Origin of the sequence: Blautia sp. AF19-1 (assembly GCF_003479155.1) — a bacterium.
Lineage (GTDB): Bacteria > Bacillota > Clostridia > Lachnospirales > Lachnospiraceae > Fusicatenibacter > Fusicatenibacter saccharivorans.
The window spans coordinates 103,375-128,864 of the sequence record NZ_QUGQ01000007.1 but is presented as its reverse complement, the minus strand read 5'-3'; the positions used below and the strand labels follow the sequence as shown (position 1 = coordinate 128,864).

The following is a 25,490-nucleotide window of genomic DNA, read 5'->3' as shown; positions in this document are numbered from 1 at the left end:
GTAGCGAAGCGGATTGCGAATATCCGCCTGACTCCTTTTCCTGCGAGGGAAGGATAAGAGCTTTCGGAGTGAGAAAAGGGCAGTCTGTTTTTAGAAACGAAGCAAGAGAATGATAGCTTTGCTTTACAAAGAAAAAAGAGGGGGAATAAAACATGATTCGTCTGAACCACGTCAGTAAGATTTACGGAGACGGAAGCAAAAAAGCCGTCGACGATCTTTTCTGGGATATCGAGGATGGAAAGATCACCGGATTTATCGGCCCAAACGGAGCCGGGAAAACGACAACATTAAAAATGATCACCGGCATCCTGGCACCGTCCGAGGGAACGATTGAAATCAATGGAAAAGATATCCAGAAGGATCCGCTTGAAGCCAAGCGCCAGTTCGGTTTTGTGCCCGACGACCCGGATGCGTTTCTTCGCGTCAGGGGAATTGAATATCTGAATTTTATGGCAGATATCTACGGTGTCGGAACGGAAGAGCGTCAGCGTTTTATCGAAGAAACCGCAAAACGCTTTGAGATGGAAGAGAACCTTTCGAGCCGTATCATGAGCTACTCGCATGGCATGCGTCAGAAAATCATGGTGATGGGCGCACTGATCCACAAGCCGCCGGTCTGGATTCTCGATGAGCCGCTGACCGGCCTTGACCCGCGCTCCGCGCACGAGCTCAAACAGATGATGCGTGAACACGCCGATGCCGGAAACGCCGTGCTGTTTTCCACCCATGTGCTGGAAGTAGCGGAAAAACTCTGCGACCGCATCGCCATCATCCATCACGGCCGCCAGGTATACCTGGGTACCCTGGAAGAATTAAAAGCGGCCTATCCGGATCAGACACTTGAAAATATCTTTCTGGAGATCACTGAACATGCGTAACTTATGGATTCTCACCCGTTTCCTTCTGAAAAGCGGACCAGGAAAAAGCAATCAGAAGAGCGGAAAAAAGAAAGCATTTTCGGACGGAGGACGTATCGTTGTATACCTTCTGCTTGGTGTCTGCCTCCTTCCCGTGTCGGTCTTACTGTTTCTTCTGGGATATTCCGGCTATACCTTCCTGCAGCCGCTCGGGCTGGAAACCCTGCTGATCGAGTTCGTCTGTGCCATCGGCATGATGGTCATTTTCTTCTATGGCCTGCCGCTGTTTCTGAGCGAGTATTACATGGACTCTGACCTCGTAAAGCTTTTGCCGCTGCCGTTTACCCCGGCGCAGATTGTCGGTGCGAAAGGCTTCTGCTGTCTGCTGAACGAATACTATCTTATTGTACTGCTGTTCTTTCCGTTTCTGTTAGGGTACGGGATCAGCGCCAAAATGGGCATTTTTTACTGGATCAATATGATCCTCGCCTGCCTTATTTTCCCGGTTGTGCCGCTCGTTTACGCCGCAGTTTTGACGATGCTCGTGATGCGTCTTTTCAAAAATATCCGAAACAAGGATTTCTTAAGCTACCTCGGATTCGCCGCATCCCTGATTTTTGCGATCGGTATCAACGTATTTTCGCGCAGTATCGGAAATTTTGAAATGCAGGATATTATGAACCTGATGGAAAGCCAGAAGGGCACTCTGCGCGCCTTCCGGACCATTTTTCCGAACCTGCCCCTGATGACCGGAAGCCTTGCAGATGCATCCTTTCTCAAAATGATACTCTACATCGCTACAACAGCCGTCATCCTTGCTGTCTTTTTCGCCCTCGCCTGGAAAATCTACCTCCCGGCTGTCCTCGGCATGAGCGAGACCACCAGCGAAAAACGCATTTTATCCAAAGAAGAAGTGACCCGAACCGTCAAAAGCAAAAATCCGGTCCGCACCTACGCGATGATTGAATGGAAAAAACTGTACCGCACACCGGCCTGGTTCATGAATTGTGTTCTGATGCCTCTCATCTGGCCGGTCTTCATGCTTGGTATTGCCCTCATTTCAATCATTTCCAGCCTTGGCATGGCTAAAACCACTGGCCTTTGGACCCGGCTTGCCGCCGATGGCACTATATTCCGCCTCCTGAAAGGGGAACTGCCCGTCGCAGTTGCCGTCCTTACTGCCGCCGGAATTGCCGTCATGATGTCCATGTTCTGCGTGATCTCCGCCACAGCGATGTCCCGAAAGGGCAGCGAATACATCTATATGAAATGCATTCCGATGAGCTATCATGACCAGATCCGTGCCATGCTGGTAAGCGGCATCCTGATCAGTCTCCTTGGCACCTTGCCGTACTCTCTGGTCTTCAACATGATTGCTGTCGTCTTCGGTCTGCACCCGGCGACCCTTCTTTACACCACGGCGATCACGGTTTTATTTACCCTGTTCGTCAACTATGAACAGCTCCTTTTTGACCTTGCATTTCCGAAATTAAACTGGGAAAACGAAACCGCCGCCATAAAATCCAACAACCGCTCCCTGATCTCCGTCCTCATCGACCTCACCGTCGGCGCAATCCTGATCGGAGCCGGCTACCTGCTGTACGGAAAACTTCAGCTCAACATCCACATCACCACGAGCGTGATGATTCTGCTTACCGCAGTCCTGACCTTCGCCATGCGAACCGCCCTTTTTAAATGGGGCGTTCAAGTGATGGAACATCTGGAAAGCGCTTAACAGTTTCGAGACATAATAACAATATTAAAATGTGATAGAAAAGAGATTTCAGCCAATGTGCGGATCTCTTTTTTTTGCGCTCCTTTCCAATTTCGCTGCGTACCTTGTGATCGGCGCCAGGGCTCTGTACGGCGTTCTCCCCATTGGGGATGTTCTTCTGTATGCCGGTTCCGTGACACGCGCCATGAGTGATCTTCAGACATTGGCCGCAGATGTCATCGTAAACATCGCTTCCCACGATCGGACGCGGATAGCCGGATTCCCGGATTTTCTTTTCAATCATTTTATAAAATTCCTTCATATTCTGCCCGCGTTTTCTTTTATCGATTATGCTTCATTGTACTACTAAAAGACCTGTGTGGGCAATCCATTGCCGCTATTCCCCGAAAATTTTAAAAGACGGACAAAAAACAGAGGATTTCTCTCTGCATTTTGTCCGTCTCTCTACAACGTATTTATTGGATTCTCCGTTTACGGAAATGATGAACTAATTCATCGCCTCACCCTTCAGCAGTCTGCTGATGTGCTTGTACAGAAGCATGGTTACCAGTGATACCACAACACCTTTGATGATATTAAACGGTACAACGGCAAACAGAACAAAGGTCGGAAGGCTTGTAATTGCTTTGTTGACTGCGGACCCCATTCCCACAAGGGCATCCATCGGCATTCCAAAGGCTGCTGCATAAGCCGGAAGCAGTACAAAAGCGTTCAGAAGACCGCCGGCTGCTGCCAGAAATACGGTTCCGACTGCCATACCGATCATGGCATTTTTCTTGGTTTTCTGTGTTTTGTAGATCCATGCGGCCGGCATAACATACGCGCAGCCGATCAGGAAGTTTGCTACTTCGCCAACACCTGCGGTGGTACTTCCTTTCATAACAAGGTTCAGCAGAATCTTAATCAGCTCAATCGCAGCTCCGGCAAGAGGTCCCATCGCAAAGGCTCCGATCAGCACCGGAACTTCGCTTAAATCAATCTTGTAGAAACTCGGGGCAAACGGAAGCGGGATGTCAAAAAACATCAATACGACTGCGGCGGCGCCGAGCATTGCCACCTGTACCATGTAACGGGTTTTTCCGATTTGCGACATCTTTGATGTCTGTTTTGCTGTTGTCTGTGCATTCATAACTGCATTTCTCCTTCTTTCTGGAGATCTTGACCGGTTCTGCCGGAAGTAACGAGTCCAAATACGCTCCACGAATTTGAACTCGTTTTCGCGGCAGTCGCCAAGGTCTCGTGCAAGCACGGACTTTGGCTCGTTGCCCGCGAAAAAAAGTGCCCTGAATTCCTTTTCTTGAATTCAGGGCACCAAAAATATTTCCATGCAAATAAACTTTATTTCATCTTCTTTCATCCAGACTTTAACTGTTGGTCCCGGAGTTGCACCGAGTCAGCCGCTGTTTGATATCGCAGCGGGTCGCGGACTATACCGCCAGTAGGGAATCACACCCTGCCCTGAAGATCTCCGTATTTTGTTTTTACAGGAATATTTTATTCATATTCACACAATTTGTCAATACTTTTTTCAGACAATACATTATCTGGTTAGTTTGCTACGCCCATCTGAATTTTTCCTGTGCTCTTATTTTTCAGCACACGCAGATAGCAGATCCGCATATCTCCCTTCAGGACGAGACGGATCTCAGATGCGCCGTCAGTCTGCGGTCTGTCTGCGAGGGAAATTTCAACATCCTCATAAACCGGCTCGCGGTACCGGTTGCGCTCTTTTACTTCTTCCTCCGCATAGCGGTCCAGTTTCGGGGCGCTGCGGAACTCACAGGTTCTTGTGTCACCGGTAAAGCTTCCCATCGAAACACCATCCACAAAGGCTTCCACACTGCCGCCGCGTTCGCTCTTCACATGAAGCGCCAGAACAGCAGCATCGGAAAGATCACAGTCACGGTAAACGAGAACACCTTCTTTCGTCTCATCCTGCACGCGGACTGCCTTGAAATTGAAGTGGCCTTCCGTCAGATACATGTTCTCGTAATCATCGTAGTGGTCTGCCGCGGTAAATGCACTCAGATCGCGTACTCCCCTTTTTCCGCCCGGAATAAAGATTTCTGCGGAAACGGCTTTATCCTTGCAGGATGCGCCCGCATAGATTTCATACGTTCCTTCTTCTACCATCAGTCTGCGGCTGATGACATCGTAGAAGCGAAGCTCCTCCACCGGGATTTCCAGTGCGATGTGTCTCGTCTCGCCCGGGGCAATGTTTTTCACACGGACAAAATCAAGCAGCTGGCAGATTGGTTTCTTTACGCAGGATTCCAGAGCGGAACCGTAGATCTGGACGACCTCGTCGCTTGCGGTATCGCCCGTATTTCTCACATCGAGAGAGATCTGCAGCAGACGGTCGTCTTTTAAGGAAACCTTATAGTTCTCATACGCAAATGTGGTATACGTCAGGCCATAGCCGAATGGATACAATACCTTCCCGTCGAAATAGCGGTACGTTCTTTTTCCTTTGATGATGTCGTAATCGTCAATGTCCGGCAGCTGATCGATACTCTCATACCAGGTCATATTCAGACGGCCGGCCGGTGCATAGATTCCAAGCACAGCCTCTGCCATTGCGCTTCCCATATCCTGGCTTCCCGTTGCAGACATGATGATCGCCGGCAGTTTTTCCATCGCTTTCTGAAGTGTGTACGGATAATTCGTAAACAGCACCAGAACGGTATTCGGATTGACCTCTGCGATCCGGTCAAGCAGCATCCCCTGCTCCTCTGGCAGCTCCAGTGTGTTGCGGTCGATCTCCTCTTTCGCATTGATCACGGAGTTACAGCCGAGCGCAAGTAAAACCTGCTTTTTGCCCCGGACTGCAGCAACTGCTTTTTCAATTCCGTTTTCGACAACCTCCATCGTAATCGGAATTCCCTCCGTCTGCTCGAAGGAGAAAAATCCCTCTGCATCCTTATAAACCGGGTAATGGAAACGGTTGGTCAGCACAACGCTGCCATCCTCCTGCGGCTCCACGTGGAAAATCTCCATCACGAACCAGTCGAAGGCTTCCTCGCGGTCTGCCGCGATCTGTCCCATTTTCGGCTTTTCTCCCTGCGACTCTGAGAGTCTTGCGCCGAGGTATTTTCCGGTACGGACACTCTTGAACGTATAGCTTCCCTCACCCCAGTATTCCTTGATAAACACATCCGGCTCATCTGCCATCTGAAGTGTTCCGTCTTCTGCTACGGCAAGACCTTTTCCATCACAGCGGAAAACAACGCGATCCAGACCATCCGCGAATGTAATGTTCTCCTGCTTCAGTACTTCCATCCCCTGCAGGAAGGTTGTGCGGTATGGTGCCGTTCCGCCGTACCAGTCCTGATACCATGCATCACCAAGCGGTCCGACAATGGCAATATCTTCTGCTTTCAGGGCTTTGTCAAGTGGCAGCGCTCCGTTCTCATTTTTCAGAAGTACGATCGATTCGCGGCTCAGCTCTTTACAGATTTCACGTGCCTTCGGGGAATCGATATCGTCCTCGGTCACACGGTCATACGGATTCAGATTTTCCCGATCATAAACGCCGAGACGAAGCTTCGTCTCCATCATACAGCGAATAGAGCGGTCCATATCCTCTTCTTTCAGAATGCCAAGCTCATATGCCTCGCGTGCCGCCTGCTCTACCATACGCGGATCGTCAGACATGGCATCCACACCGGCTTTCAGCGCCGTTGCGATCGTCTCCGCATGCTGTCCGAAATAGTGATGCAGCGTCACGACAAGACCCATCGCACCGCCGTCACTGACAACGTGACGGAGACCGTACTGTTTTTTCAGAATATCGGTCACTTCCGGATTCAGGATACCGATCGTTCCGTTGATCTTGTTATATGCCGTCATAATGCCCTCTGCGCCGCCATCCTCAATACATCTGCGAAATGGCTCCAGATACAGCTCATATTTGTTCCGCGGGTCAATGGAAGAATTTTTCCATCCGCGGCCGACCTCCGTATTGTTTCCATAGAAATGCTTTAAGGTCGCTGCACAGCGCAGATACTTCGGATCATCGCCCTGCATTCCCCGGATATAAGCACCGGCCATTTTTCCGGTCAGCACAGGATCCTCTCCGTAACCTTCTTCGTTTCTTCCCCATCTCGGATCGCGCTCAAGATCAACGGTCGGAGCCCATCTGCTGAGTCCATGGCCCTGATGGCGGTGCCATACGACGCGCGCCTCGGTTCCTGTTATTTCACCGGCCTGTCTGATCAGCTCCGGGTCCCAGGATGCACTCATACCGATCGGCTGTGGGAAGGATGTTGTCACATCCGGTTTTTCAAGACCGTTCTGATCGTTTCTGCCCTCAACGCCGTGTGCCGCCTCACCGCCCACAGAGACTCCCGGAATGCCAAGGCGCGGCAGATCCGGGGAAGAGCTGGCGAGGTATCCCAGTTTTTCTTCGACCGTCATTTCTTTTAACAGCCAGTCGATTCTTTCCTGATCCGTCAGTGATGCATCCCAGAACGGTGTGTTTTTGTTTACCTGAAACTCCTTCTTTTCTGTCATTTTCCAAAAACCTCCCTATGATTTTGTCTCATGAAATTGTTTGCAGATTTTCCATATACTGTTATCTTTTTACAATGTTTCACATTTCCCATTACTGTCGCTGTATTTTAAAACATGGCCTGATATTTAATAATATCAGACCATGTTTTTATGCCGCCTTCCGTTCAACGGCAAAACCTTATGTTTTTGCTTTACTTACTCTACATCAACAAGTTTGGTAGCAAGGAACTCTGTCATAGCTTCTTCTGCATCTGCCAGACCATTGTCTGTCAGCTCCTGTACCATGCTCTCCCAGTTTCCATCAAACTCATCTTCGGTACCAGTTACGCATTTAACAAGTCCCGGCCAAGCAATTTCGTCCAGAATTGTCTGTTTCTCAGCAAGTTCCTGTGGCTGCTGATATGCCCACAGTGCAGAGTATGGAAGAAGATCGAACTCTTCCGGCTGTGCAAACATGTCGGTCAGCATCTCAAATCCCATCGCTTCGCATCCTTCTTTTTCTGCTGTATTGTAGTTTGCAATAACAGACTCTTTGGTAGTTGGAGTATATGGGAATCCGTCTTCAGAGTAGGAACCTGTTCCGTAGATCGGGAATCCAGTGTAGTTGTCAATACCGGTATTCTTTGCATAATCCGGATCAGACTGAGCTTTTGCAACTTCTTCATCGGTACGATATGGCTGTCCGTTATCATCGAGGAAGTAGTTCTCGCCTTCAATACCCCAGTGATACAGGATCTGTCCTTCATCGGAGCACAGATAGTCAAGGAATTTGATGGCACGAACCGGATCTTCACAGCTCTTGGTAATTCCAATACCCCAGCCAACGGTAGTTCCCTGATACAGAAGGGCTTTTTCTACCTGATCTTCTCTTAAGGTTACAGGAAGTCCAACATAAGTCTGATCTACTTTTCCGTCTGCTACCAGAGTAGCTTCGCACTGGCTGTAATGCCACTCAGCATCGGTGATGGCAACAACACGGCCGCTGGCAACTTTTGCAATATAGTCATCATCTGTCTGCGTTGCAAAGTTCGGATCCAGGATACCTTCGTTGTACATACGGCACAGCCATTTGAAGTATTCTTTCTCTTCATCTGTTACATGTTTGTAATGTACGTTGTACTCGTCGTCAATGATCCACTGTCCATTATCCGGGGATGCATCAGCGATCAGTCCTGCCGGGTTTCCAAGGGTAATCATCCAGTGCCAGTCAGAAGCACTCATGGTGATACCGATCATATCCAGACCATCTTCTGTTTTTGGATGTGCTGCAAGATAGCTCTTGATCATTTTTTCATACTCATCCAGTGTCTTCGGATATTTATAATCGTTCTCTTTTAATGCAGCCCACTGAATCTGGCAGCTTCCGCCTGTTGTCAGGGTTTTCTGGTTTACACCTGCGTAGGAAAGCTGATAGATTCCAGGATCATCCTGGCTCCATTTCAGTTTTTCCATCTCTGCTCCGTACATTTTTTTGATGTTTGGACCATATTTTTCAATCAGGTCTGTCATATCAATCAGCGCGCCTGCCTGATACAAATCCGTTGCTGAGCCTTTTGCATAAATCATGTCCGGATACTCATCATTTGCGATCATCAGCGCAATATCTTCTTTTGCATCACCCTGGGATGCTACCGGATAGGAAACATCCAGTGTAACGCCTGTTGCCTCTGTGATTGCTTTTGCTACCGGGTTATCCCAGTTGCCGTTTTTACCATCAGCGTTAAAATACTCAAAGGTAATCGGAGATTTGTCATCTGCTGTCTCGCCTGAAGAACTTGCCTCTGCCGCTGATCCAGTCTCTGTGCTGGATCCTCCCTTGCTGCTGCCACTGTCGGAACCGCATCCTGCGAGCATTCCGGCCACCATAGCAGATACTAACATGAGTGATACTACTTTTCTTTTCATAAAAGCCCTCCTTAAAATGGTTTATGTTATCCTGCACTCTTTCTTTCGCCTGGCAGGAATAAACATCATCTTTTTCTAAAAATTTTTTAATACTGTTTTTTATCAGTCTTTAACAGAACCAAGTGTCATACCGCCGATAAAGTATTTCTGAAGGAACGGATATACAATAACGATCGGCACAGTTGCTACAATCGTTACGGCCATACGTACGGACATTGGTGTTACGGCCGTCTGTACATTGGTTCCTGCATGAACGTCCATTTTCATGGTCGCCTGGTTCATAATCTCATACAGTTTGTACTGCAGAGTCGGGAGTTTTTTCGCATACAGGTAAGTATCCATGAAGGAGTTCCACTGACCTACTGCATAGTACAGACCTACGGTTGCGATAACCGGTTTACAAAGCGGCATAACGACTTTATACCAGATCTGAAAATCGTTTGCTCCGTCGAGCTTTGCTGCCTCCTGCAGAGCCATCGGCAGTCCGTCGATATAAGAGCGGACCAGAATCATATTATAAACCCACATCAGACCAGGCAGAATGTATACCATGAAGTTATTGCCCAGCTTTAAGGTACGGATAATCAGAAGGTATTCCGGAATCATTCCGCCACCGACATACATGGTAACAACGAACAGAAGCTGGAATGGTTTGCGGAGTACGAAGTCTCTGCGGCTTAATGTGTAAGCAACCATCGAGGTACATACAATACCTACGATTGTTCCGATGATGGTTCTTGTTACAGAAATCACAGCCGGCATTGCAATGCCGCCGTCTTTAAATACATATTTATAGTTGCTTAATGTAAACTTTCTCGGAATGATGAAGTTTACATTCTTAATGGTATCCGTAGAATCGTTGAACGAAATCGCCAGTACGTTCAGGAACGGATAAATGGTGATGATGACGAGGAATACGAAGATTACCGCCAGTACGTAGTCAAATTTTTTTGCTTTCTTGTTCATATTCGCGTCCTCCTACATAAGTTTATCTTCGCCTACCAGACCGGCAATCTTATTGGCGATCAGCAGCAGGGTAACGCTGACTGCAGACTGGAATACACCGATTGCGGTACCAAGACCGTAGTTGCTGTTTCCGATACCTCTCTTATAAGAGAACCAGGAAAGTACCATCGTGTGATCCTCAACCAGCGGGTTACTAAGAAGCATCTGACGCTCCATACCTACGTTCAGGGCGCCACCGATACTCATAATCAGCAGTACGATGATGGTCGGTCGGATACCCGGCAGAGTGATGTGCCAGATCTTCTGCAGACGGCTTGCACCGTCCATATCAGCGGCCTCGTAAAGACCAGGATCAATACCTGCCATGGCGGACAGATAAATAATTGCGTTCCAGCCAACCTCTTTCCAGCAGTTAATCAGGATAATGGTTACCCAGATAAGCGGTGAGTTGGAACTCATCAGGTGCAGGTTCTTGCCGAAGATACTGTCAACAACACCGCCGTCGTTGAAAATATTCTTTGCAATACTTGCAATAATAACCCAGGATACAAAGTGCGGCAGATAAGAAATGGTCTGCGTTACTTTTTTGAACTTCATAAAGAACATCTCGTTCAGAAGAACCGCAAATGCGATTGCTGCGATCGTTCCAACCGCGATGTCAAGGAAGCTTACTCCCAATGTGTTGATTAATGTCTGTGTGAACAGACGGTCTTTGAATGCATCTGTAAAATTTTGAAATCCAACCCAGGTTCTCTCCCAGATCGGAAGTGCAAATGTCGCAGGTTTTACCTCCTGAAATGCCATGGTCCATCCCCACAGTGGAATGTACTTGAAGATAATCAGCCAGATTACAAATGGTACTGACATCACAAGCAGCCAACGCTGTTTCCACAAGATTGCAGGGGTAATTTTCTCTCCTTTTTTCTTTTTCATTTTTTCCTTCGCCATACTCCCCATCCTTTCCGTTGTTTTGTGCGTTTTTATTACGCATTTTCTTTGATTATTTGTGATGTTTACACTATATCAAATAAAATCCCCGTTTGATATTGTGTATTTTGTCCACTTATATTGACTTTTTTTATCTTTTTCCACATTTTCAGTTGCTATGGCAGGCATTTTTACTAATTTATATGCGTTTGTTTTTATTTTTTACACCAGCTTACAATTCTACCAATCAGTGTTTTTTTTGTAAAAAAAGCAGGAAAACGTAATGGGGGATTACATTTTAAGAAAAATGTCAGTTTTTTATCCAAATAATCTCCGTTTTCTCTGCTATGATAAACACTATAGAACCAAGAGGGGAAAAACAAGATGAACCAATACAACATATTAGTCGTAGACGACGACCAGGAAATCGTAAGGTCTCTCGGCAAACTATTAGAACTGGAAGGCTACAAGGTAAAAAAAGCCTACAACGGCATGGAGGCGCTCGACATCCTCATGACAGAACAGATCCATCTGATTCTGCTCGATGTCATGATGCCCAAAATGAACGGCCTTTCCGCCCTGATGAAAATAAGAGAAAAAAACAACATTCCGATTATCATGCTCTCCGCGAAAACCGAAGAGAGCGACAAAGTCATCGGACTTTCGATGGGCGCCGATGATTACGTAACAAAACCATACAACACCGCCGAACTCATGGCCCGTGTCAAATCCCAGCTCCGCCGTTACTTCTCCTTAGGCGCCGCAAACGGAACCACGCAAAGCCAGGATATCCTGAAAAACGGCGGTCTGCTGCTGAACCGAAACACCAAAGAACTCCTGGTGGACGGCGAATCCGTCCGCCTGACTGCAACCGAGTACAAAATCATGGAGCTTCTGATGGAGCATCCCGGCTACGTATTTTCAGCCGAAGAAATCTACAGCCAGGTCTGGCAGGAGGATGCTTACAGCGTAGAAAATACCGTCATGGTTCATATCCGGCGCATTCGTGAGAAAATAGAAATTGCGCCGAAAAATCCAAAATATTTAAAGGTGGTGTGGGGAATTGGATACAAAATTGAAAAAATTAACGGAAACTGAAAAACGCATCCTGCTGTGGATGCTTACCGATCTTTCTATGGTACTGATTTTGTGCGGAAAGCTTCTGCGGAAATGGGCCAGTGAATTCGAATGGGGCATGTGGCGCAACATCGAATGGGGAATCGGCATCGGAGTGACGGTAGTCGGCGTTTTGGGCATAGCCGCAGCCTTGTATCTGGTATGGAAATTCCGAAAAAATACCGGGAACTCGAAAATGACTGCTTTTGCCGGCAGCGAATCGGAAAAAGCGGGAAAAACAGCAAAAAGCAGCGAAGGGGCAGCCGCAGATAAGTCCGAGACAGATGAAATAGAAAAATCCCGGCAGATGCAGTTTGAGGCAAGAGCCGCTGCGGAAGCAGAGAAAGAGCAGCTGTTTCTGAAAAAATCCGAAAAGGTGCCAAATGAGCTTCTGGTTCTTGTCGGAGGATTTGCTTTTTTCGGATGGCTTCAGCCGCTCCGGCACAGCTATGCCAGATACCGCATTGTTGCCGAATGGGGTACTGTAATAGAGTGTGTGCAGACAGGTCTTCTGTTTTTTGGAATCTGTGGCGTTTTCCTTCTCAGTGCCGGCATTCTTGTCTGTCGCTATGAAAAGAAACAACTGAGAGAAATGTCCTTTTTTTGCAGAGAAAGGAAGCGTTACAGAGATCGGACCAGCCTGGAACGGCAGCTTGCCGGTCAGAGTAAATGGCCGTTCCGTGTGGCACTGATTGCGGAACTTCTAATCGTGATTACCATGATCACCGGACTGATAAACGGAATGGATGGCGAGGTGCTGTTTGTCATTCTTCTTGGGCTGACCACGCTGATTTTAATTCTGTTTGCCTGGAAAACATACCGCAGTCGCCTGAACCGGGAGATGGGCCTTTTGATGGAACAGATCCATACGATGGCAGAAGGCAGCATGGAAAGCCGGATCCATGAAATATCCGAAAAATCCCTGCTGTATCCGGCGTTTGCAGAGCTGGAAAATATTGAGAGCGCTATGCAGAAGAGCGTAGAAAAACAGATGCAGGCGGAGCGTCTCAAAATTGACCTGATTACCAACGTATCGCACGATCTGAAAACCCCGCTCACCTCGATGGTCGGCTATACGGATCTTCTGAAAAAAGAGGATCTGACACCGGCGGCACAGGATTACGTCGAAGTGATTTCTGTGAAACAGGAACAGCTAAAGGAGATGATCCAAAGCCTCTTCGAGCTCTCCAAATCGACAAGCGGAACCGAAAAATTCCAGATGGAAAAAATGGATATGAAACGGTTGATCGAGCAGACCCTCGCCGATATGGACGATGCGATTGCGCAGAGCAATCTGTCGTTCCGCACGGCGCTCGGAGATGAGCCGCTGCCGTTCCTTGGGGATAATGGGAAAATGTACCGCGTGATACAGAATCTCGTGGAAAATATCCTGAAATACAGCCTGGGCGGAACGAGAGTTTACATTGACGCAGGGAAGGAAAACGGGGAGATTTTCGTGACGATGAAAAACATTTCCGCCTATGAGATGAATTTTGAAGCGGAGGAAATGATGGAACGCTTTGTGCGCGGCGACGAATCACGGACGAGCGAGGGGCACGGCCTTGGCCTTGCGATTGCATCAAGCTACACGGCCAACATGGGCGGCCGCATGGAGCTTGCGGCAGACGGCGATCTGTTTAAAGTCATCCTGCGTTTCCCGGAGGCAGGCGAGGATTCTGCAGCGGGAGAAACAGCCACAAAAACCTGACTTGCATAAGAATGAGACAGAAGCGGGATTACAGCGGGCAGGATCTGTAGAAGGATTCTGAGAGAGTATGTAATCCCCGGGAGGAAAAAAATGGAGACAATCAGTATTATCATACCATGCTACAACGAAGAGGAAGCAATTCCGGTTTACTACGAGACGATGGTACGTCAGATGGATGAGATGGAAGAACAGCAGAAGGTTCAGTTCGAGCTGATCTTTGTTGACGACGGCTCGAAGGATCACAGCCTGTTTGAGATGCGCCGGCTTGCGCAGAAGGATATGCGCTGCCGTTACCTCTCGTTTTCGAGAAATTTCGGAAAAGAGGCAGCCATGTACGCCGGACTGCAGGCGGCCAAAGGCGATTACGTAACGGTGATGGATGTCGACCTTCAGGATCCGCCGTCCCTTCTTCCGAAAATGTACGCGATGCTGCAGAGCGGCACCTGTGACTGTGTAGCGGCACGCCGCAGTTCACGGGAGGGCGAGGGAAAAATCAAATCCTTCTTATCAAATGCCTTCTACGGTGTGATCAACCGCCTTTCCAGAACAGAGATTGTAAGCGGTGCACGGGACTACCGTCTGATGAGCCGCAAAATGGTGGATGCCGTGCTGGAAATGAGTGAGTACAACCGCTTTTCCAAAGGGATTTTCGGATGGGTCGGTTTTCACACAGAATGGCTGGAATTTGAGCACGAGGACCGCTGCGCCGGAACATCAAAGTGGCCACTTCGAAAGCTCCTTGCGTACTCAATCGACGGCATCACAGGTTTTTCCGTAGCCCCGCTGTCACTTGCATCTGTCATGGGCGTGCTTTTTTTCCTGATTTCTATGATTCTGATCGTGTTCATCATCGGAAGAACGCTGCTGTTTGGCGATCCCGTTGCGGGCTGGCCGTCGATGGCATGCATCCTTTTTCTGGTGAGCGGTGTACAGCTTTTCTGCACGGGCATTGTAGGCATTTATCTTTCCAAGACATATCTTGAAACAAAGCACCGTCCGATCTATCTCTTAAAGGAGACGAGTGAAGAGACGGTCAAGATGCACAGTGTGCAGCCGGTGAAAAAGCAGGAGAGTGCTGCAAAGAGAAGAAAAGATACCCATACGGCAGAAAAGAAAAACGTGTATTTTCCAGAGTATGCCGACAAACGCCATGCGTCTGAAAGAGGAGAAATCCGGGCATGAAAAAGGAAATCTTAAAGGAAATAAGAGAGCCGGGAAAATCACGGAAAAAGAAAGGCCAGCCGAAAGGACGGCGGAACGGCTTTTTAGAAGGTCTTACCGGAAAGGATTTTACGGCGGCTGGTCTGTTTTTCTTTTCTTTGCTTTTGTGCCGGCTGTTCGTCCTGCAATACGGCGTATTCGGCTCCTCGATTGACTGGATCAGCCAGCACAGCACCCTTGCCGATTACTTCCGGAAGCGGTTTTACGCGACCGGAAACCTCTTCCCGGATTTCGCATGGAATCTGGGAGGAGGTCAGAATATTTACCATTTTGCCTACTACGGACTGCTGAGTCCGACCATGCTGTTATCCTACCTTTTCCCGTTCATCCCGATGGACCTGTGGGTGATGGGTTCCTCCGCGCTGCTGTATGCGGCGGATGCAGTGCTTTTTTATCAATGGATCAGCAAAAAGGGTCTGCATTACGGCAACTGTCTTTTTACATCACTTTTCTTTACGTGTTCTACCGCACTTCTATATCATTCCTATAATCAGCTTATGTTTGTCGATTATATGCCGTTTCTGCTGCTGGCTCTGCTGGGCGTGGATCGCCATTTTCAGAAGAGAAAGAGCGGTCTTCTGATTCTTTCCGTTCTTGGGATGATTCTGACCAGCTTTTATTTTTCTGTCGGCGGGCTGCTTGCGCTCACGGCGTATGCGGTGACGGAGTATTTGAAATGCGGTACAGAAAATGCTGCGTATGAAGCGGAACAGGAGAATCGAAAAGTGTCGCGGAATCAAAAGGCCGGGGCAGAGAAAAAGCAGAGGGCAGGTGAAAAATCTGCCGGAACGGGTGAAACCTTGGTGGGTTTGCGGAGCTTTTTTGGCGCAGCAATCCGCTTTGCGCTTCCGGTCCTCGCAGGAATCCTTCTTTCCGGTATTCTGCTGATCCCATCGGCTGCCGCCTTGTTCGGCGGCAGCGGCGAGGGCGGACGCGGCACCGCAGCGGGCGGCATCGCAGGACTTTTTACCGATCCGGCGATGTGGAAACCGCAGTTTCTGATCCTGCGTCTCTGCTACACGCCGTACGGCATTGGCCTCTCCGCATTTGCGGGGGTGGCGCTTTTGGGCAGAGTGATCGGAAAGAGCCGGTTGCGTGAGAAACTGTTGTCCTTCCTTTTGCTGGTATTCTTTTGTATTCCCCTGTTCGGCTATCTGCTGAACGGCGGCCTGTACAGCAAAGATAAAGTATTCATCCCGTTTCTTCCGGTCCTCTGTGCAGAAGTCGGGCTTTATGTGGAAAACCAGCTTGTCCGGAAGCGGGAGTGTGGAAAAAATCGAAGCACCGGGAATTTTAAGCGCAAAGTCATGACAGAGCTGCGAGAATTGCTTCCGTACCTCATAGTTCTGATTCTGATGTGGAATGCAAAGCAAGAGACATACTTTGAACCATACTGGCATCTCGGCATACTGGATGTGATTTGTGTGACTGCGTGCTATCTGGCATGGCGGTGGTTTCCGGCAAAAAAACGGCTGCGGGGCAGAGAGCTTCCGTTTCTGCCGCTCGTCTTTAGTGCTGTGATTCTTGCATTTGCCGGAAAAGCAATCAATCAGGAAAAGCATGTGATGATCCCGCGTAAAACGTATGAAGCTCTGACGGACAGCAAGATTGCAGCGGCAATCCGCGAGATCCGTGCGGAGGATCCCGGCTGGTACCGTATGGAGCAGTATGGAGACGGCGGACAGAACCTTGCGAACGTCAACCGGATATGGGATATTGGACAGAATGTTTCGACGATTTATTCCTCGGCATACAATGCAGAATATAAGAAATTCCGGGACGAGACGTATGGGATTAATGAAGCCTTCCGCAACCGCATGATGCAGACGGTTTCCGATGATCCGCTGTTCTGGCAGTTCATGGGAGTGAAATATATTCTGGCAGAAACACGGCCGGAGGGGTATGAACTGTACCGGGATTACGGGGACTTTCAGGTTTATCGTGCCATATCCGCAGCGCCGGTTGCCTACGTGACAGACCAGGTGGTTTCCGAGACGGAATACAAATCATTACCTTATCCGCAGAACCAGGAAATACTGGAGACGGCAGCCGTGATCCCGGATCAGGAAATGCGGAAGACAACAGCGGCAATCCCGGATCAGGAAAAATCGGCGGAATCTGTGGATAATTTCAGAGCCGCTGCAGATTCAGATACAAAGAATGGTTCTGTAGGACCCCTGTTTCACAGTTGTTTTCAGAAAGTGAACCTTGAAATTCCAGAGACTGATCAGGAAGATCTGCGCATTCAGAAGACAGCGGACGGATATGAGATTGAGACGAAAAAATCCGTGACCGTCTCAGCAACGCTGCCGGGTACCGCAGAGGGAGCGACGCTGCTCGCCGTTTCTTTCGAGGTGGAGAATCAGAAAGCGAGTCATGATATGTTTATCCGCATCAACGGCCAGACCAACCGCCTGACCGGCATCAACCATACGTATGCCAATGGGAATACACAGTTTAACTATCTTGTAACGATGAAAGAAGATGGAACCGTATTCATTCGGATGGGAAAAGGCCATTATATCCTGAAAAATTTTGAGACATGGACTGGTATGGCACAGCCGTTGGAAAAAACGGAGCAGCTGTACAGTCAGGCGGTTACCCTGATTGGCGGAACAACAGCAACATACGGCGGCGACGGCATCACAGGCGTGGTTTCCGCGGAAAGAGACGGATACCTCATCACCAGCATTCCATACGATGAAAATTTTGTGCTGAAAGTGGATGGGAAAGAAACACTGCTGTTCCGCGCAAACACAGCATTTCTCGGCGCAAAAATCCCATCAGGCGAGCACAAAATTGTTCTTGTGTACCATGCGCCCGGACGGACGGCTGGCAGTTGGTGCAGCCTGATGGGAGGAATGCTGGCACTCATCCTTGTGATCTGTGAAAAAAAGAAACAGCAAAACGGCAGCGAACGGGCAGGAGAGAGCAAAATGTTGCAAAAACAGCGGAAATATTATATCATCAGAGTGTAAAAATAGTTGTAGTGACACTTGGTGGAATGGAGCATATCTTTACAGCCGCAGGAAGAACTGGCAGCGTTTGCCCGTTTTGGAAACGCCGTTGCAAGCCTTTGTGTGGAGAAAAAAGGTGCTAGAGCGTGTCTGAAAAATCATTTCCGCAATCTGCAAGCTCCACTTTGCGGTATATTTTACCCTCATTCGGTTGCCGTAGCCCGCTACGCCGCCCTTATTCGGATAAAATCTCCCACGAACTGGGACTCGCAGCTCACGAAAAGCCTTTTTCAGACACGCTCTATTCCGACCAACGATATTGAGATGACGATTGCGTTTTATGAAAAGCTTGGATTTGAAATTGCATTCCGCACCGTAAATGAGGCGGCGGATGAGAAAGTGGCATTCTTAAAGCTTGGAACACTTGCGATCGAAACGTACGAAAACAAAGCTGCAGCACTGAAACCCGGAGCAATCGACCATGTGGCGATTGACGTAAAGAATATTGAAAAGGTTCACGAAATGATTACCGGGGCCGGTCTGAATACGACGCAGGATGAAGTACATTTCCTTCCGTTCTGGGAAAATGGCGTCCGTTTCTTCACGATCGAAGGACCAAATAAAGAAAAAGTGGAATTCAGCCAGTATTTGTAACGATTCCAAGCCATGCGAAATGGAAGAAAAATCGCGAATCATGCTTGCATGAATATCCGTTTGACCAGCAAAGCCTCTGCCGGAAAGCAAAATTTTTGCCCGGCAGAGGCTTTTTTACTTACTCTGAAACAAATACTACCGGATAGTCAAAAAAGCGCAAATTATCCCTATAGAGTAAAGGAGATGCAAAATTTATCTGCAGTTACAAAAACGGGGTGGAGTTTTTATGGAAACAGGGCAGGAAATCATTGTGCTTTCTGCACGTGAGTGGTAAAATAGAATAGATAATATATAATCTGTTTTGAATAAAAACAGGATATTTTAGATAACATATAATCTGTAACAAGAAGGGGAAAAAATGGAACAATTTATATGGGAAACTCCGGAAGAACTGGATCAAAAACTTGCGCAGCGAGTGAGAAAAATCAGAAAGAGACGTTCAATTACGCAGGAAAAATTAGCATCTATAAGCGGAGTGAGTTACGGCTCAATCAAAAGATTCGAAACGACAGGACAAATTTCCCTGTTATCTTTAACGAAAATTGCAATCGCACTGGATCTTGCAGATGAGCTCAGAAATATTTTCACGCAGGTACCGTATAAAGATATTCAGGAGGTTATCAATGAAACAAGATAAAGTACTGCAGGTGTGTTATGAGGATCAAACGGTGGGAACATTAGCTATGACGGCAGACCACAAAGTGGCATTTCAGTACAGTGATGAATGGCTGGAAACCGGATTTTCGATCAACCCATTTTCATTGCCTTTGCAAAAACAGGTATTTGTTCCAGTTAAGGATCATTTTGAAGGATTATTTGGGGTTTTTGCGGACAGTCTTCCAGATCATTGGGGCAGATTACTGTTGGATCGCCTGTTACGGGCACATAAACAAAATCCGGATGAACTGACCGTACTGGATCGTCTGGCGATTGTGGGCACATCGGGGATGGGAGCGTTGACATATCACCCGGAAAAGAATTTTCCAGAGGAGCAGAGCAGTGCAGATCTGGACAAACTGGCGGAAGAGTGTCAAAAGATACTGAATACAGAGTATTCGGATAAACTGGACGAATTGTATCTGCTGGGAGGTACCAGCGGCGGAGCAAGACCTAAAATCATGACAACCATTGATAATGAAGAATGGATTATCAAATTTCCAGCGCATGTGGACGGAAAAGATGCAGGAAAAATGGAATATGACTATTCCTGCTGTGCCAAGGCCTGCGGAATTATGATGAGTGAAACGAGATTGTTTCCATCAGAAAAATGTAAAGGATATTTTGGAACTAAAAGGTTTGACAGGAGAAACTGTTTGAAAGGGAAAAAGAAAGTGCACATGTTGACGACAGCTGCAATTCTGGAATTGGATTTTGAGCAGCCAAGTCTGGACTATCATGGATTAATGAAACTGACAAAAATCATGACACGCAATTGCGATGAAGATGTTGAAAATATGTTCCGCCGAATGTGTTTCAATGTTTTTGCACATAACAGAGATGATCATTCGAAGAACTTCACGTATTTGTACGAAGCAGACGAAGATAAATGGCATTTAAGTCCGGCATATGATCTTACTTACAGTAATACGTATTATGGCGAACATACTACGTCAGTAGATGGAAATGGAAGAAATCCAGGCAGAAAAGAGTTACTGGCGGTAGGAACTGGTGCAGGGATGAAAAAGACAAGGTGTGAAGAGATCATAGACGAAATTGAGAAAAAAGTAAAGGAAATGTTGGAAGAATATCTTTTGGGTAAGTGATTCTCTTTGCATTCAAAAAATTTTAAACAGCAAGTTATTAACAGTTAAATAAAAAAGAGTTGCCAGACAAATGAACACTATAAGTACCTTGCTACGAGTTTTATTTTCGTAGCAAAGTACAAGATAGTACAGAGATAAAAATATGTCTCATTTGTCGTTTAACTCTTCACATTGCGCTTTTATTTCTTCTATCGAATCCTTCAATAACTTTAATCTGGCAGGCTACTTTCTAAACAAAGTCGTCCCCATCCCACCCGCCTGTTCGGGTATTCGCTCTCGGATGCGATGGGTTTTGTGCCTGCGATGAGATAAGCTTTCAGCTTTTCACCATATAAAAACGGGTCATTTCCGCGCAGAATACCCCATTCCATCATAAGAGCGGCGCTTCCCGATACAAAAGGCGTGGCAAACGAGGTGCCGGTGAAGGAAGCATAGCCGCCGCCGGAACGGGGAGCTGGGATATTGACACCCGGGGCGGCGAGATCAGGTTTAATTTCGTGGAGAATACGGGTATAGCCGCGGCCGGAGAAGCTGGCATAGGAGGAAAGGCGGGGATCGTAGGCACCGACCGTGATGGCGGAGCGGGCGGTGGAAGGGATGGTGAGTGTGGTGTCGGCAGTGGGGGAGAAGAAGCGGGTCTGTGAACCGACGGCGTTTCCGCCGGGAAGCCAGAGGTCAAAGGAACCGGAGATCAGGCGGCCGGGGGTGAGACGCAAGGTCCAGATGCCGTTTTCGACGGACAGATGGTTTCCTGCGCCCTGAAAGGTCAGGTAAATTTCCTGCGCCTGGCTGTAGGGGGATGGCATGCCATAAAACAGGAGAAGTTCTGTCGGACCAAGCGTCAGACGCGCCGTGCCGAGGACAGGAGAGAGCGTGCCGGAGCGGATGCCGCCGGGGGAAATCAGTTCGATCGAGATTTCATCCCCATAAACCTTCCAGATCTGGAGACTGAACGAGGATTCATAAGCACCGACCTGAAATTCAACGGAGACAGCGCGGTCAGCCGTTGCCGAGACCGCAGACGTCGCAGCCGGATCAGATGTCGCACGGACTGTTTGCGTCTGACCGGACGACTTGCGATCCGACTTTAGGTTCCCGGCATAATGGCGTCCGGTATCCCCTTCATTTCCTGCCCCGATACAGATCACGTTCTGCCCTAAATTTGACACTGCATTCAAATACGTTTCAAGTAAGGAATCCCCGCTGTGCGAACCGTAATTATTCCCGAAGCTCAAATTAATCACAAGCGGCCGCTCCACCAGAAGTGCATATCTTACGCAGAAATCCACCGCCTGCAGCAATTGCGATGTCCGCGGCAGATCCGCCGGATCAGGATTCCCAAGCTTTACGACCACGAGTGTTGCTTCCGGTGCCACGCCCCGCATGGCCGCATCTGCCGAGGATCTCCCATTTCCCGCTGCGATTCCGAGCACCGCTGTCCCATGCCCCGTCACATCGCGGGACGGCACGAGGGCAAACCGTTCTTCCGGCGTAGAAGATGCAAGTGCCTCATTGATCTGCTGCCGTGTATATACCGACCCAAGAGCATACCCCATCGGAGGATTCCCCGGAATCGTCTGATCCCATAAAATTGCAATTCGGCTTGTCCCGTCCGGTGCGCAGAAATCAGGATGCGCATAGTCCACGCCTGAATCAATGCATGCAAGCAGCACCCCATTCCCATACAGACCTGAAATCCCCTCCTGCACAGGTGTAATACAGGATATGCTCCGCGCAAACGCATCCGCGAAAAACAAAGGTTTCGGTTTTTCCAGATACGTAATCTGCGGCAGTCCCGTCACGTAATCCATCAGAGATTCCGGTACCAGAAGAATGGCATACGAAAACAGCAGAAGCGTCACGCGTATCCCCTGCCCGTCCAGAAAGGCCAGATCTCCCTGATATTGTACAATTACTTCCCAGGTTTTGCCGGAAGCGTTATAACCTGCCGAAAGCTCCGGCACACGCCGCCGTTCGACTTCCGTTGCGGCCAGCGCAAGGTTCAACAGGTTTTCCCTTTTTTGATCAATCATTACAAAAACTCCGTCCAAAATGTTGTTAAAATCTATTCCGCTTTTCCTGGAAATATGATATAATCGCCATCGTACAATAGGGGTACAGATCTGCTTTTTGGAGTGCATCGAAAAATGGTTTTACGATGCCGCCTGGCGGGTCTTTACTATTTTACGCGAAATGCTTTTGCATTGAAGGGAGAGAACATGAAAATTATCATTGTGGGCTGCGGAAAAGTCGGAGCCGCACTGACCGCCCAGCTGAGCCGCGAGGACAACCTTGTGACGGTCATCGACACAGACAGTATTGTCGTCCGCAACGTCTCCAACACCTACGACGTTATGGGAATTGTAGGAAACGGAGCAAGCTATCAGGTGCTTCAGGAGGCGGATATTGAGCATGCGGATCTGATGATTGCCGTAACCAAAAGTGATGAAATGAACCTGCTTTGCTGTGTCATCGCCAAACAGGCAGCAGACTGTCACACCATCGCCAGAGTTCGAAATCCGATGTATCGGGAGGAGAGAGAATTTATCCGTAAAAAGCTGGGTCTGTCCATGATCATCAACCCGGAGCACGCGGCCGCCATGGAAATGGCAAGACTGCTGCGGTTCCCATCTGCGATTGAGATCGACAGCTTTTCCCGCGGAAGAATCGAAATGCTGCGCTTTAAAGTGCCGGAAACATCGAAAATTGTCCATATGTCGCTGCGTGAGCTGGCCGGAGCGCTTCAGTACAGTCTGCTGGTCTGTGCTGTTGAGCGAAACGGCGAGGTTTACATACCGGATGGAAATTTTGTGATCCAGGCAAAAGACAGCCTTTCCATCATTACCACACCGCAGAACGCAGAGAGCCTGTTTAAGAAAATCGGTGTTCATACAAACAAGGTACACAATACGATGATCGTTGGCGGCGGTGAAATTACGTATTATCTCGCAAAATCACTGGCAAATATGAACGTCGATGTCAAGATTATCGAGAAAAATAAGGATCGCTGTGAGGTTTTAAGCGAAGCACTGCCGGATGCAACCGTTATTTACGGTGACGGAAGTGACCAGGAGCTCTTAAAAGAGGAGCGCATCCAGAATATGGATTCCTTTGTGGCCTGCACCGATATGGATGAGGAAAACATCATTCTGTCGCTGTATGCGAAAGAGAAGGTATCCTCAAAGGTTGTAACGAAAATCAACCATCTGGAATTTAATGATGTTATCCACAGCCTGAACCTGGACAGCCTGATCTACCCGAAACACATCACCGCAGAGTACATTTTGCAGTATGTCCGGGCAATGAAAAACTCCATCGGAAGCAACGTTGAGACGCTGTATAAGCTGATGGAAGACCGTGTGGAGGCTCTTGAGTTTATCGTGAACCAGAATTGCCGTATGATCGGCATCCGTCTGCAGGATATGAAAACACGGCCAAACCTTCTGGTAGCAGCGATTAACAGACGGGGAAAGGTCATCATTCCGGGCGGACAGGATTCCTTTGCGGCAGGAGATTCCGTCATTATCGTAACAACGGAAACCGGTCTTCAGGATATCCATGAGATTCTGGCAGAGTAACGGGGGAAGCGGATTATGAACTATAAAATGATTCGTTTTGTCATCAGCTGGGTGCTGAAAGTGGAAGGTATGCTGATGCTGTTTCCGGCGCTGGTCGGAGCCATGTATCAGGAAAAGACAGGCTTTGCGTATCTTATCTGGGGACTGCTCTGCATTGCGGCCGGTCTGATCCTCTGCTTCAGAAAACCGTCCAATATGGAAATCTATTCCCGCGACGGATTTGTCTGCGTTTCGTTAAGCTGGGTTGTCCTTGGTGTTTTCGGAGCGGTGCCGTTTGTAATTACGGGGGAAATTCCGTTTTATATCAATGCGCTGTTTGAGATCGTTTCCGGTTTCACAACGACAGGAGCCAGCATTTTGAGCGATGTGGAAGCACTTTCACACGCCAGCCTGTTCTGGAGAAGCTTTTCCCACTGGATTGGCGGTATGGGCGTTCTTGTGTTCATTCTTGCATTGCTTCCGATGAAGGGCGGTTCCGTCATGAACCTGATGAAGGCAGAGAGCCCGGGACCGACTGTTTCCAAATTTGTTCCGAGAGTGCGCGGAACCGCTAAAATTCTGTATCAGATTTATCTTGGCATGACACTTTTTACCATTGCTGCCCTGCTGCTTTCCGGCATGAAGACATTTGATTCTGTCACACTCGCCATGGGAGCTGCCGGAACAGGAGGCTTTGCCGTGTTGAACAGCGGCTGTGCAGTGTACACACCACTGCAGCAGTGGATTCTGACAATCGCCATGATTGCGTTCGGTGTGAATTTTAACTTTTATTATCTGATGCTTTGCAAAAAGGGAAAGGCCGCCATTTCGTCCCAGGAGGTAAGAGCGTATATCCTGATTATTCTTCTGGCAGGAGGCGTGATTTCCTGGAATATCTATCCGATGTACCATTCCATCGGTGAGACAGTACGGACCGCCTTTTTCCAGGTCGGATCGATTATCACGACAACGGGTTATTCCACGACGGACTTTGATCTCTGGCCGGAGCTGTCAAAATGTATTCTGGTGATGCTGATGTTCATCGGAGCCTGCGCCGGTTCAACGGGAGGCGGAATCAAGGTTTCGCGAATCCTGATCCTCTTAAAAACCGTGAAAAAAGAGCTTGGTTCGATCGTACATCCGCGCAGTATCAAACGCATCCGTTTCGATGATCACCCGGTAGAGCATGAGGTTCTGCGGGCGATCAACGTATTTTTGATTGTTTATCTTGTGATCTACAGCTTTTCCATGCTGATCATCAGTGTGGATGGATTTTCCTTCGAGACAAACTTCACGGCAGTTGCCGCAACGCTGAACAACATCGGACCTGGTCTTGACCAGGTAGGACCGACCAGCAATTTCTTTGGATACGGTCCGGTTTCCAAGCTGATTCTGATTTTTGATATGCTGGCAGGCCGTCTGGAACTGTTTCCGATGCTGATTCTTTTCTATCCGTCTACCTGGAAGAAGAGAGGATAAAGCGGTTCACCGGGAAAAAGAGGGACTTTGCGTCGGCGGGAAACTGCCGGAGCAGAAGGAAAAGAAAAAATGGTTACGATTCACAGGGTTTTCCAAAAAAACAGAAAGACGGAATAAAGTCAGGGTGCATTTC

18 protein-coding genes and 1 riboswitch are annotated in these 25,490 nt (G+C 48.3%); of the genes, 11 read left to right on the top strand and 7 right to left on the bottom strand.

Annotated elements, in window-relative coordinates:
• Positions 1-152 precede the first annotated feature (152 nt).
• The gene (locus DWX26_RS06670) at positions 153-878 is read left to right on the top strand and encodes an ABC transporter ATP-binding protein (protein ID WP_118601108.1); all 726 of its coding nucleotides are present in this window, start codon (positions 153-155) and stop codon (positions 876-878) included.
• The gene (locus DWX26_RS06665; RefSeq protein ID WP_118601107.1) at positions 871-2,592 is read left to right on the top strand and encodes a putative ABC transporter permease subunit; all 1,722 of its coding nucleotides are present in this window, start codon (positions 871-873) and stop codon (positions 2,590-2,592) included. Before DWX26_RS06670 ends, DWX26_RS06665 begins: the two co-directional genes overlap by 8 nt.
• Here DWX26_RS06665 and DWX26_RS06660 read toward each other — a convergent pair.
• From DWX26_RS06660 to DWX26_RS06635, 6 genes are all read right to left on the bottom strand, one after another.
• Positions 2,549-2,875 carry a hypothetical protein gene (locus DWX26_RS06660; protein ID WP_199676796.1) on the bottom strand — a complete coding sequence of 109 codons (327 nt, stop codon included), beginning with the start codon at positions 2,873-2,875 and terminating at the stop codon, positions 2,549-2,551. The two genes, DWX26_RS06665 and DWX26_RS06660, sit on opposite strands and share 44 nt — an antisense overlap.
• 204 nt (positions 2,876-3,079) lie before the next feature.
• Positions 3,080-3,721, bottom strand: a complete 642-nt coding sequence (locus tag DWX26_RS06655) for an ECF transporter S component (RefSeq protein WP_022461231.1) — start codon at positions 3,719-3,721, stop codon at positions 3,080-3,082.
• A 212-nt stretch (positions 3,722-3,933) separates the two neighbouring features.
• Positions 3,934-4,062: riboswitch (FMN riboswitch) on the bottom strand.
• Between the two features lie 78 nt (positions 4,063-4,140).
• The gene (locus DWX26_RS06650) at positions 4,141-7,104 is read right to left on the bottom strand and encodes a beta-glucosidase (protein ID WP_118601105.1); all 2,964 of its coding nucleotides are present in this window, start codon (positions 7,102-7,104) and stop codon (positions 4,141-4,143) included.
• Between the two features lie 195 nt (positions 7,105-7,299).
• Positions 7,300-9,009, bottom strand: coding sequence for an extracellular solute-binding protein (locus DWX26_RS06645; RefSeq protein WP_118601104.1), 1,710 nt, complete (start codon positions 9,007-9,009; stop codon positions 7,300-7,302).
• A gap of 102 nt (positions 9,010-9,111) precedes the next feature.
• Positions 9,112-9,975, bottom strand: coding sequence for a carbohydrate ABC transporter permease (locus DWX26_RS06640; protein ID WP_117510366.1), 864 nt, complete (start codon positions 9,973-9,975; stop codon positions 9,112-9,114).
• 12 nt (positions 9,976-9,987) lie between these two features.
• Positions 9,988-10,923 (bottom strand): ABC transporter permease, encoded by a 936-nt coding sequence (locus tag DWX26_RS06635; protein ID WP_226906422.1) that lies wholly within the window; start codon positions 10,921-10,923, stop codon positions 9,988-9,990.
• A 363-nt stretch (positions 10,924-11,286) separates the two neighbouring features.
• On the opposite strand from DWX26_RS06635, the gene DWX26_RS06630 reads away from it, so the two are divergent.
• The 7 genes from DWX26_RS06630 (at position 11,287) to DWX26_RS06600 (ending at position 20,321) form a co-directional block, all read left to right on the top strand.
• Positions 11,287-12,000: a response regulator transcription factor gene (locus tag DWX26_RS06630; protein WP_118601102.1), complete on the top strand. Its 714-nt coding sequence runs from the start codon at positions 11,287-11,289 to the stop codon at positions 11,998-12,000.
• Positions 11,966-13,726, top strand: a complete 1,761-nt coding sequence (locus tag DWX26_RS06625) for a sensor histidine kinase (protein WP_118601101.1) — start codon at positions 11,966-11,968, stop codon at positions 13,724-13,726. The genes DWX26_RS06630 and DWX26_RS06625 overlap by 35 nt, the downstream gene beginning before the upstream one ends.
• A 90-nt stretch (positions 13,727-13,816) precedes the next feature.
• Entirely contained in the window at positions 13,817-14,908 is a 1,092-nt protein-coding gene (locus DWX26_RS06620) for a glycosyltransferase family 2 protein (RefSeq protein WP_118595911.1), read from the top strand.
• Entirely contained in the window at positions 14,905-17,925 is a 3,021-nt protein-coding gene (locus tag DWX26_RS06615) for a YfhO family protein (protein ID WP_118601100.1), read from the top strand. The genes DWX26_RS06620 and DWX26_RS06615 overlap by 4 nt, the downstream gene beginning before the upstream one ends.
• Positions 17,926-17,946: 21 nt before the next feature.
• A complete protein-coding gene (locus DWX26_RS17500; protein ID WP_330422989.1) occupies positions 17,947-18,558 on the top strand; it encodes a VOC family protein in 612 nt (203 codons plus the stop codon).
• 358 nt (positions 18,559-18,916) lie between these two features.
• Positions 18,917-19,195 carry a helix-turn-helix domain-containing protein gene (locus DWX26_RS06605; protein ID WP_055227803.1) on the top strand — a complete coding sequence of 93 codons (279 nt, stop codon included), beginning with the start codon at positions 18,917-18,919 and terminating at the stop codon, positions 19,193-19,195.
• Positions 19,182-20,321 carry a type II toxin-antitoxin system HipA family toxin gene (locus DWX26_RS06600; RefSeq protein WP_055227801.1) on the top strand — a complete coding sequence of 380 codons (1,140 nt, stop codon included), beginning with the start codon at positions 19,182-19,184 and terminating at the stop codon, positions 20,319-20,321. The genes DWX26_RS06605 and DWX26_RS06600 overlap by 14 nt, the downstream gene beginning before the upstream one ends.
• A gap of 209 nt (positions 20,322-20,530) precedes the next feature.
• Here DWX26_RS06600 and DWX26_RS06595 read toward each other — a convergent pair whose 3' ends face one another.
• On the bottom strand, positions 20,531-22,354 hold the full coding sequence (locus DWX26_RS06595; RefSeq protein WP_118601098.1) for a S8 family peptidase: 1,824 nt from the start codon (positions 22,352-22,354) through the stop codon (positions 20,531-20,533).
• A gap of 114 nt (positions 22,355-22,468) precedes the next feature.
• Between DWX26_RS06595 and trkA the strand changes: the two genes are divergently transcribed.
• Complete coding sequence (gene trkA / locus DWX26_RS06590) at positions 22,469-23,899, top strand: Trk system potassium transporter TrkA (protein WP_279220565.1); 1,431 nt, start codon at positions 22,469-22,471, stop codon at positions 23,897-23,899.
• Between the two features lie 15 nt (positions 23,900-23,914).
• Positions 23,915-25,357 carry a TrkH family potassium uptake protein gene (locus DWX26_RS06585; RefSeq protein WP_118601097.1) on the top strand — a complete coding sequence of 481 codons (1,443 nt, stop codon included), beginning with the start codon at positions 23,915-23,917 and terminating at the stop codon, positions 25,355-25,357.
• Positions 25,358-25,490 lie beyond the last annotated feature (133 nt).

Coding starts and splice junctions, on each gene's coding strand:
- DWX26_RS06600 (WP_055227801.1), top strand. CDS start 19,182: ATGAAACAAGATAAAGTACTGCAGGTGTGTTATGAGGATCAAACGGTG.
- DWX26_RS06620 (WP_118595911.1), top strand. CDS start 13,817: ATGGAGACAATCAGTATTATCATACCATGCTACAACGAAGAGGAAGCA.
- DWX26_RS06605 (WP_055227803.1), top strand. CDS start 18,917: ATGGAACAATTTATATGGGAAACTCCGGAAGAACTGGATCAAAAACTT.
- DWX26_RS06655 (WP_022461231.1), bottom strand. CDS start 3,721: ATGAATGCACAGACAACAGCAAAACAGACATCAAAGATGTCGCAAATC.
- DWX26_RS06595 (WP_118601098.1), bottom strand. CDS start 22,354: ATGATTGATCAAAAAAGGGAAAACCTGTTGAACCTTGCGCTGGCCGCA.
- DWX26_RS06665 (WP_118601107.1), top strand. CDS start 871: ATGCGTAACTTATGGATTCTCACCCGTTTCCTTCTGAAAAGCGGACCA.
- DWX26_RS06615 (WP_118601100.1), top strand. CDS start 14,905: ATGAAAAAGGAAATCTTAAAGGAAATAAGAGAGCCGGGAAAATCACGG.
- DWX26_RS06660 (WP_199676796.1), bottom strand. CDS start 2,875: ATGATTGAAAAGAAAATCCGGGAATCCGGCTATCCGCGTCCGATCGTG.
- DWX26_RS06640 (WP_117510366.1), bottom strand. CDS start 9,975: ATGAACAAGAAAGCAAAAAAATTTGACTACGTACTGGCGGTAATCTTC.
- trkA (WP_279220565.1), top strand. CDS start 22,469: ATGGTTTTACGATGCCGCCTGGCGGGTCTTTACTATTTTACGCGAAAT.
- DWX26_RS06645 (WP_118601104.1), bottom strand. CDS start 9,009: ATGAAAAGAAAAGTAGTATCACTCATGTTAGTATCTGCTATGGTGGCC.
- DWX26_RS06585 (WP_118601097.1), top strand. CDS start 23,915: ATGAACTATAAAATGATTCGTTTTGTCATCAGCTGGGTGCTGAAAGTG.
- DWX26_RS06630 (WP_118601102.1), top strand. CDS start 11,287: ATGAACCAATACAACATATTAGTCGTAGACGACGACCAGGAAATCGTA.
- DWX26_RS06670 (WP_118601108.1), top strand. CDS start 153: ATGATTCGTCTGAACCACGTCAGTAAGATTTACGGAGACGGAAGCAAA.
- DWX26_RS06650 (WP_118601105.1), bottom strand. CDS start 7,104: ATGACAGAAAAGAAGGAGTTTCAGGTAAACAAAAACACACCGTTCTGG.
- DWX26_RS06635 (WP_226906422.1), bottom strand. CDS start 10,923: ATGGCGAAGGAAAAAATGAAAAAGAAAAAAGGAGAGAAAATTACCCCT.